The sequence below is a fragment of the Marinobacterium arenosum genome (assembly GCF_019795155.1).
Lineage (GTDB): Bacteria > Pseudomonadota > Gammaproteobacteria > Pseudomonadales > Balneatricaceae > Marinobacterium_C > Marinobacterium_C arenosum.
Genome location: NZ_JAILYN010000030.1, coordinates 1 through 15,018, shown reverse-complemented (window position 1 = coordinate 15,018; position 15,018 = coordinate 1). Strand labels below are relative to the sequence as shown.

General features: G+C 60.4%; 14 protein-coding genes and 1 pseudogene. 10 read left to right on the top strand and 5 right to left on the bottom strand.

What is annotated here, in order from left to right; genetic code table 11:
- Window position 1 precedes the first annotated feature (1 nt).
- Window positions 2-532, top strand: a complete 531-nt coding sequence (locus K6T12_RS13855) for a hypothetical protein (RefSeq protein ID WP_222223466.1) — start codon at window positions 2-4, stop codon at window positions 530-532.
- Between the two features lie 361 nt (window positions 533-893).
- On the opposite strand, the gene K6T12_RS13850 is transcribed toward K6T12_RS13855, so the two are convergent.
- A complete protein-coding gene (locus tag K6T12_RS13850) occupies window positions 894-1,535 on the bottom strand; it encodes a helix-turn-helix domain-containing protein (protein WP_222223465.1) in 642 nt (213 codons plus the stop codon).
- Between the two features lie 425 nt (window positions 1,536-1,960).
- Here K6T12_RS13850 and K6T12_RS13845 point away from each other — a divergent pair, with 425 nt between their 5' ends.
- The 8 genes and pseudogenes from K6T12_RS13845 (at window position 1,961) to K6T12_RS13815 (ending at window position 9,666) form a co-directional block, all read left to right on the top strand.
- Window positions 1,961-2,794: a hypothetical protein gene (locus K6T12_RS13845; RefSeq protein ID WP_222223464.1), complete on the top strand. Its 834-nt coding sequence runs from the start codon at window positions 1,961-1,963 to the stop codon at window positions 2,792-2,794.
- Window positions 2,795-2,889: 95 nt separating this feature from the next.
- The gene (locus tag K6T12_RS13840) at window positions 2,890-4,386 is read left to right on the top strand and encodes an aldehyde dehydrogenase family protein (RefSeq protein ID WP_222223463.1); all 1,497 of its coding nucleotides are present in this window, start codon (window positions 2,890-2,892) and stop codon (window positions 4,384-4,386) included.
- 1,125 nt (window positions 4,387-5,511) lie between these two features.
- Window positions 5,512-5,763 (top strand): annotated as a pseudogene (locus tag K6T12_RS21850) (methyl-accepting chemotaxis protein); the annotation flags it as partial.
- Between the two features lie 45 nt (window positions 5,764-5,808).
- On the top strand, window positions 5,809-6,189 hold the full coding sequence (locus K6T12_RS21845; RefSeq protein ID WP_390879085.1) for a CZB domain-containing protein: 381 nt from the start codon (window positions 5,809-5,811) through the stop codon (window positions 6,187-6,189).
- Between the two features lie 148 nt (window positions 6,190-6,337).
- Window positions 6,338-7,078, top strand: coding sequence for a sporulation protein (locus tag K6T12_RS13830; protein ID WP_222223461.1), 741 nt, complete (start codon window positions 6,338-6,340; stop codon window positions 7,076-7,078).
- 198 nt (window positions 7,079-7,276) lie between these two features.
- A complete protein-coding gene (locus tag K6T12_RS13825; RefSeq protein ID WP_222223460.1) occupies window positions 7,277-8,056 on the top strand; it encodes an enoyl-CoA hydratase in 780 nt (259 codons plus the stop codon).
- A gap of 312 nt (window positions 8,057-8,368) precedes the next feature.
- Window positions 8,369-9,133 (top strand): hypothetical protein, encoded by a 765-nt coding sequence (locus K6T12_RS13820; RefSeq protein WP_222223459.1) that lies wholly within the window; start codon window positions 8,369-8,371, stop codon window positions 9,131-9,133.
- Complete coding sequence (locus tag K6T12_RS13815; RefSeq protein WP_222223458.1) at window positions 9,130-9,666, top strand: elongation factor P hydroxylase; 537 nt, start codon at window positions 9,130-9,132, stop codon at window positions 9,664-9,666. Before K6T12_RS13820 ends, K6T12_RS13815 begins: the two co-directional genes overlap by 4 nt.
- A 407-nt stretch (window positions 9,667-10,073) precedes the next feature.
- Here K6T12_RS13815 and K6T12_RS13810 read toward each other — a convergent pair whose 3' ends face one another.
- The 4 genes from K6T12_RS13810 to K6T12_RS13795 all read right to left on the bottom strand — a co-directional run bounded on the left by K6T12_RS13810 (window position 10,074) and on the right by K6T12_RS13795 (window position 12,849).
- Window positions 10,074-10,580, bottom strand: coding sequence for a copper chaperone PCu(A)C (locus K6T12_RS13810; RefSeq protein ID WP_222223457.1), 507 nt, complete (start codon window positions 10,578-10,580; stop codon window positions 10,074-10,076).
- Between the two features lie 22 nt (window positions 10,581-10,602).
- The gene (locus K6T12_RS13805) at window positions 10,603-11,208 is read right to left on the bottom strand and encodes an SCO family protein (protein WP_222223456.1); all 606 of its coding nucleotides are present in this window, start codon (window positions 11,206-11,208) and stop codon (window positions 10,603-10,605) included.
- The gene (locus K6T12_RS13800) at window positions 11,205-11,687 is read right to left on the bottom strand and encodes a hypothetical protein (protein ID WP_222223455.1); all 483 of its coding nucleotides are present in this window, start codon (window positions 11,685-11,687) and stop codon (window positions 11,205-11,207) included. The genes K6T12_RS13805 and K6T12_RS13800 overlap by 4 nt, the downstream gene beginning before the upstream one ends.
- A 100-nt stretch (window positions 11,688-11,787) precedes the next feature.
- Window positions 11,788-12,849, bottom strand: coding sequence for a CobW family GTP-binding protein (locus K6T12_RS13795; RefSeq protein WP_222223454.1), 1,062 nt, complete (start codon window positions 12,847-12,849; stop codon window positions 11,788-11,790).
- 1,780 nt (window positions 12,850-14,629) lie between these two features.
- Here K6T12_RS13795 and K6T12_RS13790 point away from each other — a divergent pair.
- Window positions 14,630-15,018: reverse transcriptase domain-containing protein (locus K6T12_RS13790; protein ID WP_255611733.1), on the top strand; the 389-nt coding region annotated here is incomplete at its 3' end.

Below are 15,018 nucleotides of genomic sequence, written 5' to 3'. Positions count from 1 at the left end.
GATGCTCGGAATACGCGTACTGATGATGGGGCTGGCCCGCCGGCTCGACAGCCAGCTGCCGAACGAGGCGGAAACGCTCTGCGCGGCCAATAGTAGGATTCCATTGTTCTGGCTGTTGCCGTTTCGGCCCCAGGATCTGCATCTGCAGCCGACCAGCGAGGCACCGGAAGGCTATCCGTTGCTCTGGGCTGAACGGGAGCAGATGCTGGCGCGGCTCGACCGGTTGCGACAACCGGTCGTTACGCTGCTCGGTCAGCAGACGGAAGCACTGCTGCAGCAGTGGCACGGTTATCTGGCGCAGCTGAGCGCGCCGGTATTGGCACTGGAAACCTATGAACTCTGGCAAACCGAGCCGGAACTGCAGCCACGGCTGCAGCAGCAACTGACGCTGTTGCAACGCTTGCTGGCTGATGGTCAGCTGGACGAAGCCGAGCGGGCCGCGCTGCTGGAGTGCTGCCAGCTTCAGCAGCCGGACGGCAGCCTGGCCCTGGATGAGATCAGCCTGGCCGGATTCGGCTGGCGATCAGCCTGATAGCCGCTGGCGGCTAACCGGGTCTGGCCCGCTTGTGACCGGATGCTGTTCGGTGAAGGTGAGGTCGTTTGCGGTTGGCGCCCGGCGGGCTCCTGGCCGACTGACGTCAGCCCTGTATGGTCTCGACGCAGCGGCTTATCTGAACAGCTTTACGTTTGTGACGGACATGGCCAGCATTATTCCTGAGCCGCCCGGCCGGGCAGGTTCAGTCGCTACTCTGCATTTGCCGCATCCGGCGCCGTTGCAGAGCCGAAATAAAAAAAACCGCCAAACCCATGGTGATCGGTTTTGGCGGCATTCAGGAAGTTTGCAGGAACCAGTATAGTGCAGCCGGGAACAGTTCCCAAGCGTTGCCAAACACTCAGGCGGTGACCCAGAGCACCTCGGCATCTTCACTACTGGTGGAGACCAGGGCGTGACCCATTTCGCAATCGTAGTAGGCGGAGTCGCCGACCTGCAGCTCGATCGGCTGGTAGAACTCGGTGTAAAGCAGGATCGACCCCTTCAGCACGAACAGGAACTCTTCGCCGTCGTGCCGGATCCAGTCCTGGTAGTCATCGAAGCTGCGTGCCCGCACTTGGGTGCGGTACGGGATCATCTTCTTCTGGCTCAACTCGGTCGCCAGCAGTTCATGCTCGTAGGTCGGCGTCGGATGGGGGCGACCCTCACCGTACCGGGTAATATCGCGTCGGCCACCGGTACTGATGGATTTTTTCGGCGCCACGAACAGCTGAGGGATGTCGATCCCCAGGCCGGTTACCAACTTGTTGACCGCACTGAAGGTGGGCGAGATCTGCTCGTTCTCTATCTTCGACAGGGTCGAGCGTGCCAGCCCGGTTAACTTGCTGGCTTCTTCCAGTGTCAGGTTCTGGCTCAGCCGGATCTCGCGGACTCGCTTGCCCAGTTGCAAGGGTTCCACCGTGGCGTCAGTGTTGCCGGCAACAGCAAGCTTTTCGTTCTCTTTTTCTTTTTCTTCTTTCAGGAAATGCGGTTCTTCAGACATTCTGTACTCCGTCGGGTCGGCATTCAGCTCACCAACCGGTCATCGAATGGTACACAAAGGCCTGCCGAGAGCAAATCTAGCGCTCCCTGGTGGCGTCGAGCGCCGCTCTGATGGCCCGCAGTTGGCTGGGAGTGAGGGATTGTTCTGCCCGGGTAAGCTATGTTCCCTTGTTTAAATCCCGCTGTTGGACTAGAAATCAATCTCAGCCAATTTTACTGATCTGTGGCTGCATAAGTTTGGGCTTCTTTTTTGCGTGTGCGAAAAAAACTAGCCAATTTAATTGCTTGCATGGCCTTGCATCCCTTGGGAGCCGGTTTTTCGCTGTTCTGTTGCAGAGCGGAATCAAGCGTGACTGGAGCTGGGTATGCCGGGTGTCTGTTTGAATTTCCCTGCAGGGACGTCGACCGGAGATAGGGGATCAGTCCATGGAATTGTTGAGGCGGGAGTTGGCACAGTTGTTTTCGATCGCACCGGCGGTCGACCTTCGTGACGAACTGAACGGCGCTATCGAGCTGACGGGCCTGTTTGCCCGACTGGCAGAAAGGGCTGGCCACGATGTGGTGATCGAGGGCGTGCGCTGGCTGTCGCTGCCGGGCCGTGCACTGGCGTTGCGCAGCCAACTGGATCCGGTGCTCGAGGCGTTGCTGGCTTCCCGGCAGGTGGAGCTGGCCTGGTCGCTGGCTTGTCTGTTCGCCACCGGCGATGCCTGCTGTGATGATTGGGATTGGTTTGCGCTGTCGGATGAATCCCGAACCGCTTACTGCCTGCGGCAGGCCGCTGGCCATCCGCTGGCGGATGCTTATGACCATTTCCTGAGCATGCGACATGAACCACGGCATCTGCAGCCGGATTCCTATCCTGTCCCGGCACTGGTCATTGCCGGTGCGCTTCATTGTCTGCCGCTGCGGCCGATGCCGATGCTGCGGATACTGGAGCGGCTGGTGCGCTGCGGCAGCCTGCCGGCCTGGCAGGCGTTTCAACAGCAGGCCGTTCGCTATCGGCAGGCGCCGGTAATCGCCCGCTGGCGACAGGTGATGGCACAATCGGCCTATCCGTTCGAGATCAACCGGGCGGTTATCAACAACTCGGCCACGCTGGACAGCTGGTTGCGCCGTCACAGCCCTCAGCAGTTGGTCGACGGCTTTGTTGAACTGAACCGAGAGCAGTGGCTGCTGCTGGTTGGCAGGCTGACGCCTGAGCTCCGTCAACCGGTGGTGGCGCAGGTCTGGCAGCGGTTCGGCCCGCGTATCGAGCTTTGACTTGCGCGCCGCCTGAGCAACATGGAGGGTTGCCGTTCTTGCTGCTGGCTAAGTATATTCCCGTATTACTCAACGGGTGGCAGAGGTATAGCAACATGCTGGAGCAATATGGACTGAGCGCGGAGAGCCGGGCTTTTCTGGAAACGGCGAACTTCATGTGGATCGATGGCGAGCCGGTGCAGGCGGCGGCCGGACAGACCTTCGAGGCGTTCGACCCGGCCTCCGGACAGCCGATCGCGGCGCTGCCGGCGGCCCAGGCGGAGGATGTCGATCGGGCGGTCGCCAGTGCCCGGGCGGCATTCGACAACCCGGCCTGGCGGATGATGCGGCCCAACCAGCGTGAACGGCTGATCCACCGGCTGGCCGACCTGATCGAGGCCAACGCCCCACAGCTGGCCGAGCTGGAGGCGCTGAACAACGGCAAGGGGGTCAAGATCGCCCGCTATGGCGATGTCGCCTCGGCGGTCAACTACCTGCGCTACATGGCGGGCTGGCCGACCAAGCTGGAGGGGCAGACCATGGAACCCTCGGTGCCCTATATGCCGGATGCCAACCTGTTCGGCTACACCCGCCGCGAGCCGGTCGGGGTGGTCGGCGCCATCATCCCGTGGAACTTCCCGCTGGTGATGGCCGCCTGGAAACTCGGCCCGGCACTGGCCGCCGGTTGCACGGTTGTCTTGAAGCCGGCCGAAGAGACCCCGTTGACCGCGCTGCGACTCGCTCAGTTGGTGCAGGAAGCGGGCTTCCCGCCCGGTGTGGTCAACGTGGTGACCGGCTTGGGCGATCAGGCCGGGGCTGCGCTGGCGGCCCATCCGGGCGTCAACAAGATCACCTTCACCGGCTCCACCGAGGTCGGCAAGCTGGTCGGCAAGGCGGCGATCGACAACATGGCCCGGCTGTCGTTGGAGTTGGGCGGCAAGTCGCCGGTAATCGTGCTACCCGATGCCGATATCAAGGCCGCGGTGCGCGGCGCGGCCAATGCGATCTTCTTCAACCAGGGCCAGGTTTGCACCGCCGGGTCGCGGCTCTATGTGCACCGGTCGATCTTCGATCAGGTGGCCGAAGGGGTGGCGTCGATCGCCGACAAGATGGTGCTGGGCGATGCCTTCAACGACGCCACCCAGATGGGGCCGCTGGTCTCCGCTCGTCAGCAACAGCGGGTACTGGGCTATATCGAGCAGGGGCTGCGCCAGGGCGCCGAGGCGCTGGCTGGCGGCGGGGCCGCCGAGCGTGATGGCTACTTCGTCAAGCCGACCGTACTGAGCCAAGTGAACGATCAGATGTCGGTGGTGCAGCAGGAGATCTTCGGCCCGGTGCTGGTGGCCGACAGCTTCAGTGATCTGGACGAAGTGTTGGCGCGAGCCAACGGTACCCAGTATGGTCTCGGCGCCAGCCTGTGGTCGAACGACCTGAAGGCGGTGCACTACATGATCCCACGTATCCAGGCCGGCACCGTCTGGGTCAACACCCACAATGTGCTGGATCCGGCACTGCCCTTTGGCGGCTACAAGCAGTCAGGCATCGGCCGTGAGATGGCGCGCCAGGCGGTGGAGTCCTTTACCGAGACCAAGGCGGTATTGATGAACCTCTGACGCATCGGCGCTAAGGAATCCGTGAACAAGTCCCTTGGGCCTCTGGCTGTCGGAGCGATCAGAGATCAATACCCACACGCAAGGGCATAAAGGCAACGATTACAGGCGCACTGGTTGTCCCCGGCGCGCCGGCCGGACGTAAATCGTTAACGCAGAGTTCTGATCGCCCGGGTGCCGGACCACCGAAAGCCCCGCAGAGAACATAAGGGACTTATTCACAGGTTCCCTAAGGTATTTGGGCACCGGTCGGCAAATTCGATATCGGCCGGTGTCGATATCGAAGTTATGGACCGGATAGGTATGGTGAATAATTAGTTATTTATCTTTCGTTAATATTTTGAGTTTGTGTGCTTGTTAAGATTTTAGACCGTTGTCGATATTTTCTACCCAGTCACAGCCGGAATAATAAAGGCTTTTTTTCGTTGCTTTTTTCTGTAGTACGTTGTGTTCCTGCTACCTGCGCTTGGCTCCAAATCGTTTGGGCGAAAGCCGGCAGCGCTTTCCTCCACCCTTGATTCTCCGCCAGCAAAGGCTATGGCCGGCGATTTACGAGATGGATCATTGGTAGATAACGGCGGTTTTATTCCTGCTTTATTCCGGTTTTATTTCAGTAATTTAAATTTTGAGTGGTGCTCTTCTTTTTTGCAGGTATTATTCCTGAAGTAATAAATCTATAAAAATATATTTTCGGTGCATTATTGGAGTTGTCTGATGTTTTTCTCTCGCAAGCTGCACCTGCAGCTGAATGATGTACAGCAGGAGCTGGAGCGTTTAAGGCGTGAAAATAACCGCCTGGTGGATGAGAACCAGCGATTAAACGCTGAGTTGGCGGTGGCCACTCAACCGGTTGACGCTGGCGAGTCGGAACAGAAGGTGCTGTGTACCGCCTGGATCAGCGGCGGTGCGCTGGTCGGCTCGGTCAGGGATACGGTTTCCAGGGCGGCGGAGAACCTCATGCAGGAACGGGACTCCCTCGATACCTCGGCGTCGATATTTGGCGAAACTCGTGAAGCGGTGGGCACTATTCTGCAAAGCGTCGCCGAGATCCAGCAGCGCTCGGAGACCGGCAGCCGCAATGTCGAGAGTCTGTTGACGGTGTCGGAGCAGATCGAGAAGTTTGTTGGGGTGATCCGCGATATTTCTGATCAGACCAACCTGCTGGCGCTGAACGCGGCGATCGAAGCGGCGCGTGCCGGTGAATCCGGCCGCGGCTTTGCGGTGGTGGCCGATGAGGTGCGCAACCTGGCCCGCAAGGCCAGCGAGGCCAGCAACGAGATCGGCGCTCTGGTGGGGGAAATTACCCAACAGACCCAATTGGCATCTCAGGAGATAGGCCAGGTGCAGAGCCAGTCCAGTGAGGTGGTCTGCTCCGCTGAACAGATCCGTTGTGCGGTCAATGAAGTGGTCGAGCTGTCCGAGCATATGCACCGGGTGATCACCGGCAGCGCCGAGGACGCCTTTATCGAAATGGTCAAGCTGGACCATATCATTTGGAAAAACGGCATCTACCGGGCGATCATCGAGGCCAAGTACGACTCGGTTGCGGGCATGGCTGACCACTCCGGTTGCCGGCTTGGCCGCTGGTATTACCAGGGGGAGGGCTACCACCGCTATAGCCAGTGCCGTAGCTTTGCCGCGCTGGAGGAGCCCCATCAGAAGGTCCATGAGCAGGGCTTCCTGGCGCTGGAAGCCGCCCGCAGTGGTGACCTGTTCGGCGCGGCCGGTTACCTGGCCGAAATGGAACGGGCCAGCATGAGGGTGGCTGATACGCTGAATCGGCTGAACGCCGAACGCGAAGGCTGAGCCAAGGGCGGCCATCCTTTTTCTGTCAGTCGCCCGGCGGAATCAACCTCCGCTTTCCGGTGAAATCCAACTGCCAGCCGGCGCCGGCAATGGTAAGCTGGCTGGCAGTCTATGTTGTTGATTCGCCATCAAAAGGAGTGGCTAGCAGATGTTCAAGAAATTGCTTGCGTCGGTGGGTGTCGGTGGTGCCGAGGTGGACACCCTGGTTCTGCAGGAGACGGTCGAGCCGGGTGGCCGCCTGGCCGTGAACGTTGTGATCCGCGGTGGCAGTGTCGAGCAGAGTATCTCCGGCCTGAATCTGACGCTGTTGACCCGGGTGAAGGTGGAAGGCGAGGAGGGCGATCATTATCGCAACCAACAGCTGCAGAGCTGGCAGCTGAGCGAAGCCTTTACCCTGCAGCCCGGTGAGCAGCGCGAATTCCCGCTGCAGCTGGATATCCACCTGGAAACCCCGCTGACCGCGCTGTCCTCCTACCGCAACCAGTGCCGGGTTTGGCTGCAGACCGGCTTGGAGATCGACCTGGCGCTGGATGCCGGCGACAACGACGAGCTGCGGGTGGTACCAACCAGCGCGATGGCCAATTTTATGCAGGCGATGGAGTCGCTCGGCTTCCAGATGGCCAAGGCGGATGTGGAAGCGGGCTACCTGCAGTCGCAGCAGTTCCGCTCCAGCACCGGCTGCTATCAGGAGCTTGAGTACAAGCCGTCCGGCCTGTTGAACAGTATCCAGGAGGTCGAGGTTTCCTTCGTGCCGCAGGGCGGTCAGACCCATTCCCTGATCGAGGTCGACCGCTTCCTGCGTGGCGACGGTTATATGGCAATGAGCTGGGACGAGACCACGACGGCTGCCGAACTGCAGGCGCGGTTGCGCCAACTGTTGAGGCTCTGAGCCCTCAGCTGAAGATTAAGGGCCTCAGCTGAAGATTAAGAACCTCAGCTGAAGATTAAGAACCTCAGCTGAAGGTTAATGCCCTCAGCGGTAGGATTAGAACCGTACGACCAATGGTTATGCGGTAAGTAGTTTCCCTAGTCTCGTCATGGGGCTACAGTTGGGCTTCCGCACCTATAACAATAAGGAAGCCCGACCATGTCTGAAGCATTGTTGCTGCGTGAGGATCATCAAGGGATCTGCACGCTGATCCTGAACCGCCCCGAAGCGTACAACGCCCTGTCGCTGGAATTGATGACAGCGTTGTCCGAGAGCCTGCAATCGATCGCCACTGACGAGCAGGTGCGGGTGGTGGTACTGAAAGGCGAGGGGCGCGGCTTCTGCGCCGGCCATGATCTGAAGCAGATGATGTCGAAGCCTGAAGCGGCGTTCCACAGCTGCACCTTCGAGGCCTGCTCCCGGTTGATGCAGCAGATCGTCAACCTGCCGGTACCGGTGATCGCCCAGGTCAGCGGTATCGCCACCGCCGCCGGCTGTCAGCTGGTGGCCAGTTGTGATTTGGCGATCGCTTCCGACAGCAGCCGTTTCGCCACCCCGGGGGTGAATATCGGCCTGTTCTGCTCGACTCCGATGGTGGCATTGAGCCGAGCGGTGGCACCCAAGCATGCGCTGGAGATGCTCTATCTGGGCGACACCATCAATGCTGTCCGAGCCGAACAGATCGGCCTGATCAACTGGGCGGTGCCGGCCGATCGGCTGGATGCCGCCACCGCCGAGGTTGCCGGCAAGATCGCCTCTAAGTCCCGCGCGACCATCACCCTGGGCAAACGAGCCTACCACGAGCAGAAAGACCTGCCACTGGCCGATGCCTACGGCCATTGCAGCCAGGTGATGGTGGACAATCTGCAGTTGCACGATGCCCAGGAGGGGATTGACGCCTTTATCAACAAGCGCAGCCCGCAGTGGCAGCATCGCTGATAGTTTTATCAATCCGTTGATGCTGTTGCTGCTTACGCTACGGTGCCTTGTTCTGATTCGCCTCGGCGGCGATATGCCGCCGACGGCTCCAGTTCCCGACCTGCCCGGTGTTCAGTCATCAGGCGCCTGACAAAAGGTTCTTCGCTCTTTGATAGGGAAAGCCTAGAACGCACCTTGCAGGGTGGGCTCGTTCTTTTGTGCTACGCGGCGATTGTTCACCTGAATTAGATGATTTCCGCTAAGCCGTGAAGAAACTGAAAAAAGTACCGATTGCTATACAATGGGCGCTTTCCGATTGACTGGAGGTCGCCTGTGTCGAAACCCTTGCATCTCTCCTCTCTGATCCTGGCGTTGCTGCTGGCCGGTTGCAACGCCGCCAGTGTCCAGCCGCAGCCGGTGCAGGCCGACGTTGAGCAAGCCGGCGCTGAGCAAGCCGATGCGGCTCAGGTTGCTGCCGCGCAAACGCCGGCCCGGACGGCAACCGGCAACCCGACGCAAAACGCCAACCCGAGTAACCGGACGGCCGGCGCGAACCGGCCGCCGATGCCGCCGAGCCGGGCCGACTTCGAACAGCTGGCCGGTCGCTTCACGCTGGTACAGGAACAGCTGTTACAGCTGGTGTCGCGCAGTGCCCAGTTGCAGGAGCAGAACCAGCGCATCCTGCTGCAGCTGCAGGGGGTGCAGGCGGAGCTGGGCCGGCTGAGTCAGCAGCAGTCGGGGCCGGCAGAAACCGACACCAGCGCGCTGGATGCGGCGCTGGAACAGTTGATGCTGGTGGCCAACAGCATCGGCGCCCCGGTTGGCGTAGCCGGTGACTTTCGGGTCGCCAGCACCTACACCCCGCAGGGCGAGTGGGTGTTGATCCGCTACGACCGGGTGACCGGCGAGACCTGGCTGGCCGATCAGGGCCAGTGGCAGCCGCTGCAGGAGACCGGGATGCTGGAGCCGGCGATCTATTCGGTCACCCTGGTGCCGGCGGGAAAAGACCTCAAGGGCTACGCAGCGGCGCGGGTCGATCGCAACAATGGCCGCATCTGGTGGCTTAAACAGACAACCTGGCAACTTTACGGCGAATGACAGAACTAAACAGTGCTGAGCTGATCAAGCTGTTCAACGATCAGTTCCAACAGAGTGAAAACACTATCCTGGTGCGGGGCGACGACGAGCCGATCTACCTGCCCGCCGACGAGCAACATCCGCATCACCGGGTAATCTTCGCCCACGGCTTCTTTGCCAGTGCGATGCACGAGATCGCCCACTGGTGCGTGGCCGGCGAGGCGCGCCGTCAGCTGGTCGATTTCGGCTACTGGTACAAGCCGGATGGCCGCACCGCCGACGAGCAGGCCGAGTTCGAAAGGGTCGAGATCAAGCCGCAGGCGATGGAATGGATCTTCTCGCAATCGGCCGGCCACCGCTTCGTGTTCAGTGCCGACAACCTGTCCTCCGGTATCGGTGCCAGCGACAGTTTCAAGCACAATGTGCGCCAGCAGGTGATGGAGTATCTGGCCAACGGGCTGCCCGGCCGGGCGCAGCGCTGGAGCGATGCGCTGCGGGCCTATTACCGTACACCGGCGCTGGGTCCGGAGCTGTTTTCTCTGCAAGGGCGTTAAGCGAGCCGAGCGGGTTTAATCCGCTTTTTTTTTTTAAAGAAAAAAAGGTTCTTCGCGGATTAGCGACAATCATCTACATCCGGTGAACAAGCGCCGCGTGGGCGCAAAAAACGTGCCCACCCTACAATGCTGAGTGCCCGCTTCCTGTAGGGCGTCACCTGGGGCGCCACCGCCGCAGGCGGTTATAACGCCTGCCGGCGTTTGGCCGGCAGGAGATGCCCGGAGGGGCTATCCGGTCAGTGGAGCTTCTTGCCTCTTGCCGTTCCTCTGTTAACAGCGGGCTGTTTATCATCCGAAGCAGGGGGCTTTAAAGCTTAAGCAGCAGGTTCCAGGCTGTTCCCGCTAAAACGCGAAGCGCCTTGTAAGGGGACTTACCAGGGCCCGGCAGACATACGTTGGTGTCGCGGTTAGTCGTCCGACTTGTGATGCTGGTGTTCTTGGTTGTGCTGATGGGCTTCGTTCTTCGTCGGCTGATCGTGCTGCATTTTCATTCCGCCCATTACCCTCTTGACCGGCACGGTCAGCGTCTGACGGCTCTGGTCCGAAAACACCAGTTCCAGCTCGATCTGCTGGTCCGGCTTCAGCTGCTCCTTCAGGCCGAGCAGCATCAGGTGCAGGCCGCCCGGTTGCAGCACGGTTTCGCCGTGCGCCGAGATCTCGATCTTTTCAACCTGGCGCATTCGCATCACGCCGTTGTCATGACTGTGGATGTGCAGCTCGACCTTGTCGGCCACGTTGCTGCTGCCGTCGATCAGCGCCACCGGGGTGTCGGCATGGTTCTTCAGCACCATGAACGCGGCGGAGTTGGCCTGGCCCGGCGGCATCGCCCGGGCGTAGGCGCCTTCCACCTGCACTTCGGCCAGCGCGGATGCGCTCAGTAACATGGCTGCGGCAAATGCCAACGCTTTGTTCATCGGAAACCTCATCCTTTTGATTTTAAAGTAATTGTCGCAGTGCCTGTGCCAACTCGTCGGGGTAGCTGTTGTGGGTCAGGGTGCTGCTGAGCTTGCCCTGCCGGTCGATCAGATACAGCCGCGAGGTATGGTCGACCGCATAATCCAGCGCCGAATCCTCCAGCTGGACGATGCGGTAATATGAGCCGTACTGCTTGACCACCTGGTCGATCTGCTGCCGGCTGCCCGAGATGCCCAGCATCCTGGGGTGGAAGTAGCGGGCATATTCATCCAGCCGCTCCGGCGTATCCCGCTGCGGATCGACGCTGATGAACAGCGGCTGGATCTGGGCCTGCTCCGCTTCATTGAGCTTCATCATCGCGGTCGACAGGATGCCCAGCGAGGTGGGGCAGACATCGGGGCAGGAGGCATAGCCGATATACATCACCACCACCTTGCCGCGGAAATCGGCCAGCGATACCGGGCCGTTCAGGCCCTGCAGGGTGAAATCGCCGCCCAATTGCTCGCCCAACGCAATCCGTTGTTCGAACGGCTGTGGCCGCAGGTAGAACGCCACCGCCATACCGACCAGCAGGAACAGCGTCAAAATCAGCAGGTTGCGCAATGTTGTCAGTGAAGTGTTGTTCATTTTGCCTTGAACTCGAATTGGCTGCTGACCTGGCCGCCGTTACCGGCGGCCACCAGGGTGGCCTGCCAGACCATCTCACCGGTGGTACAGACGGCAAGCTCGGCGCTGCCCTGCCAGAGGCCGGGCTGGCCGGCGACCGGTTTCAGATGGACCTGGTTGATACCCATATACATATCACGCCCCTGTAGATCGAGCATCACCTGCTCGGCCGGCACATTGTCGAGACGGGCGCTGAATTGCAGTGGTACTGCCGCATGCACCGGGCTGCTGTCGATACTCAGGCTGATCCGCCGGCCATCGGCTTCGGCGCTGCAGCTCTGACGGCTGAGGTCGCAGTCGGGGGACGGCAGCTGCAGCTCGCCCTGCAGGCGGTTGCCCTGCAACTGTTGTGGAAGCGAGACGACTGCCAACAGCGCGACCAGTACAGCGGCGCATAGGAGCAGCTTTTTCACGGACAGGGCGGAGCCTTCAGTTGCCATCAATCACCTTTCTAATGGGTACTTACTATAAAGTCAGCGCGGGCAGGCGCAATGCGACCGATTGTCGCACTCCGGCGCAGACGGGACCAGTCGCGCCGATTCAGTCCGCGGCTGCGGGCTGATCCGCACGCAGACAGCCGAGCAGCGCCTGCTCCAGCGCATCCCAGTCCTGCGGTTGCTGGCTGATCGCCTCCAGCCGCGAGTCGCGTCGGTAGGCGATCGGCAGACTGCTGGACTCCTGCTGGACCCGGTTGATGCTGATCCAGATATCACCTATCCGGAACACCCCTTTCAGCCGCATCAGCTCCGGCCAGCTGCTGAGCAGCTGGTACAACCGGGTCGGGTCGAAGATCGCCTCGCTGCTGAACAGCCAGCCGCAGCTTTCCATACCGCCACTGCGGCCGACCTTGCGCAGCGGCTGGTCCGCCTGCTGCGGCAGCGCCGGTTCGGCGGCAGACTGATGGTCGTGGTCGTGGTCGTGGTCGTGGTCGTGGTCGTGGTCGTGCTTGGATTCCGCGCCATGGGCATCGGGGAACAGGGCACTGCGCTCGCCACTGTATCTGTAATCGAGCAGGCTGAGTGGAATGCGGCCATTTTCGGCCCGCACCACCGCCTGCTTCGCTGGATAGAATTCGGCGCTGCGCTGCTCGATCAGCTTGATCTGCTCTTCGCTGGCCAGGTCGCACTTGTTCAACACCAGCACATCGGCCAGCTGGATCTGGTCCTGGAACACCGGGTCGGCGAGGATCTCCGGCTGCTCCAGCACCCGCGGATCGACCAGGCAGAGCATCGCCTGCAGATCGATCGCTTCGCGGAAGGTTTCGCTGAGCAGGGTGTCGACGATACCGGTCGGGTGGCCCAGGCCGGTCGGCTCGATCAACAGCCGGTCCGGCCGGGCGCGGCGCAGCAGCATCGCCAGGTTGATGCTCAGCGCCGGACCCAACGCGCAGCAGAGACAACCGCCGGCCAGTTCGCGGATATGCAGGTCGTCGCCGGTCGGCAACTGGGCCTCGTCGATGCCGATCTGGCCGAACTCGTTGACCAGCACCGCCCAGACTTCGCCCTCCGGCTTCTGGGCCAGCAGCTGGTTGATGGCGGTGGTCTTACCGGTGCCCAGAAAGCCGGTGATGATATTGGTCGGGACCTGAAGGATCGGCTGCATCGGATTTTCTCAGTTGTGACTGTTACAAGATAACATGGCTTGTTGAGCTGGATTCTACCGGATCTTCCAGCAGGCGCCAGCCTGGCCGGCGAGTAATCTAAAAAGATCGATATGGCAGTTGAAAATCATTCGCAGTAAATGCACTATTTACCGCGTAGGGCACAGATCTGTCCTGCAAGCCGCATGGAGGGCCTGCATCTTGGTGGGCAGGCCGTCCAACCTGACCGCACTCCTCTCCCCGTGGTCAGGCGGGAATCGCACGCACGAAAACGGGCCCGCGGCCCGTTTTTCCTTTTTAGCCCATTTAATAGCCCATCCAAGTCTGGCGCCGCGTGCTGGTGAAGCGCGCGAAGAGCGTAATCTCTGTCCAGCGCCGGGCGCTCTAATCCGGTGTTCATTTACTCCGTTTGGTTTTGGTTTGGATGTCTGTATGGCTCTGCCGGTCGGATTGGGTGCGCAAGCCGTGCCTTGGACCGTTGATCTGCCTCCAAAATAGGGAGGGGGATAAACAGCCGTTGATAGGGATCAACAAAAATTTAAAAATGATGTTGCAAATCATTATCATTACGATATTATCGATCCTGCTCACACGCACACGGCAATGTGGACCTCACCTCACTGACTCATTGCCGACGGGGCCCGATAAGGGCCCCGGCCTCTGGCCGAGGCGTGCAGTTTGATTGGTCATCATCGATGAGTGAATCAAGCATACGGCTCTTGTCATTGAAGCGATCCAAATTCCCCGGGCAGTCTCTGCCCGGTTTTTTTTTTGCTTGCGGCATCGATAACCGGTATGTCACCTGGCTCCAGCCGGATTCTTATCGAGCAGTTTCCCGTTCCCGTTGTAAGAAATCCGCTATTTGAACTCGCAGCTACGGGGGCACGCTATGTAGCGGCAGGACAGCGCACGTTGGCGGCGGGCAACAAGCAAGGCAATAATTTCAAGAAACGGTATTGCAAATCATTATCATTACGGTATTATCGATCCTGCTCACACGCACACGGCAATGGGACCTCACCTCACTGACTCATTGCCGACGGAACACGGTAGCGATACCGGGCTCCGGCCCTTAACCGGGAGCGCGTATCGGCCTACGGTGTGGCCGAAGCAAGCATACGGCTCTTGTCATTGAAGCGATCTAATTCCACCGGGCAGACTCTGCCCGGTTTTTTTTTTAGCGTGCGCCAGGCATGGCGCGTAGCGCCTTGACTGGCGCTGTTCCGGTACGCGTGGTGGCGGCCGGATGACTTGGTGGTGAAAGTCCACTGTCGGCCCGGCAAGGGGAACGATTAGCCGAACGGCAAGGGTGTCCATCGTGAGGTGGAATCTGAAGGAAGCCGAAGGCAAAACACTGGCCTGACGAACAGAAACTGCATATGAGGCGGTCGCCGTGGGTGAGAAGGCACATATCTTCAAAGCCCGATACTTGCATGGAAACGGCGGACGTAAATGCAGCAGGTATAAGTGTGAAGGTCACGCGTCTTACCCTGGGAGCTCTGCGGTCCTGCCGCTGGCTACGGCCGTCGTGAGGCGGTCGGATGGGACTACAGAAGTCAGCAGAGGCCATAGTAGGTGATGAACCCGTCACTGAAGGGCCGAACATGTGGTACGAATTGGGAGTCCTGCCCCTTGATGACCCTGAACATAGCAGATACAGCGGCTGAGAATGCGCTGCTCACCGGTGAGGGAAGCGGGCGGAACCCGCCAGAGTACCCGGTTGAGGCGATGCCGGTCACAGCGGGTGCTGGTTTACTTCCGAGCGGGGCCGATGTCGATCTGATGTCGGCGGTACTGGCCCGTGGCAACATGCTGCGTGCCTACGATCGGGTGCATCGCAACAAGGGTGCTCCCGGGGCCGATGGCATGACGGTGGAGGCTCTCAAGCCCTACCTGAAGGCCCTCTGGCCCGAGATCAAGCAGCAACTGCTGGAAGGGCGTTACCGTCCTCAGCCGGTGCGCAGGGTGGAAATCCCCAAGCCCGGTGGCGGTGTCCGTATGCTGGGCATTCCCTGCGTACTGGACCGGCTGATACAGCAGGCACTGCATCAGGTACTGAGTCCGGTGTTCGAGCCGGCATTCTCGGCACACAGCTACGGCTTCCGGCCGGGCCGCAGCGCTGCGCAAGCGGTACAGCAGGCTCGCACCTATATGGAGGAAGGTCGTCGCTG

Bases quoted from the DNA above. Each gene is read 5' to 3' on its own strand.
- K6T12_RS13855 (WP_222223466.1), top strand. From the start codon at position 2: ATGCTCGGAATACGCGTACTGATGATGGGGCTGGCCCGCCGGCTCGAC.
- K6T12_RS13850 (WP_222223465.1), bottom strand. From the start codon at position 1,535: ATGTCTGAAGAACCGCATTTCCTGAAAGAAGAAAAAGAAAAAGAGAAC.
- K6T12_RS13845 (WP_222223464.1), top strand. From the start codon at position 1,961: ATGGAATTGTTGAGGCGGGAGTTGGCACAGTTGTTTTCGATCGCACCG.
- K6T12_RS13840 (WP_222223463.1), top strand. From the start codon at position 2,890: ATGCTGGAGCAATATGGACTGAGCGCGGAGAGCCGGGCTTTTCTGGAA.
- K6T12_RS21845 (WP_390879085.1), top strand. From the start codon at position 5,809: ATGCACCGGGTGATCACCGGCAGCGCCGAGGACGCCTTTATCGAAATG.
- K6T12_RS13830 (WP_222223461.1), top strand. From the start codon at position 6,338: ATGTTCAAGAAATTGCTTGCGTCGGTGGGTGTCGGTGGTGCCGAGGTG.
- K6T12_RS13825 (WP_222223460.1), top strand. From the start codon at position 7,277: ATGTCTGAAGCATTGTTGCTGCGTGAGGATCATCAAGGGATCTGCACG.
- K6T12_RS13815 (WP_222223458.1), top strand. From the start codon at position 9,130: ATGACAGAACTAAACAGTGCTGAGCTGATCAAGCTGTTCAACGATCAG.
- K6T12_RS13810 (WP_222223457.1), bottom strand. From the start codon at position 10,580: ATGAACAAAGCGTTGGCATTTGCCGCAGCCATGTTACTGAGCGCATCC.
- K6T12_RS13805 (WP_222223456.1), bottom strand. From the start codon at position 11,208: ATGAACAACACTTCACTGACAACATTGCGCAACCTGCTGATTTTGACG.
- K6T12_RS13800 (WP_222223455.1), bottom strand. From the start codon at position 11,687: ATGGCAACTGAAGGCTCCGCCCTGTCCGTGAAAAAGCTGCTCCTATGC.
- K6T12_RS13795 (WP_222223454.1), bottom strand. From the start codon at position 12,849: ATGCAGCCGATCCTTCAGGTCCCGACCAATATCATCACCGGCTTTCTG.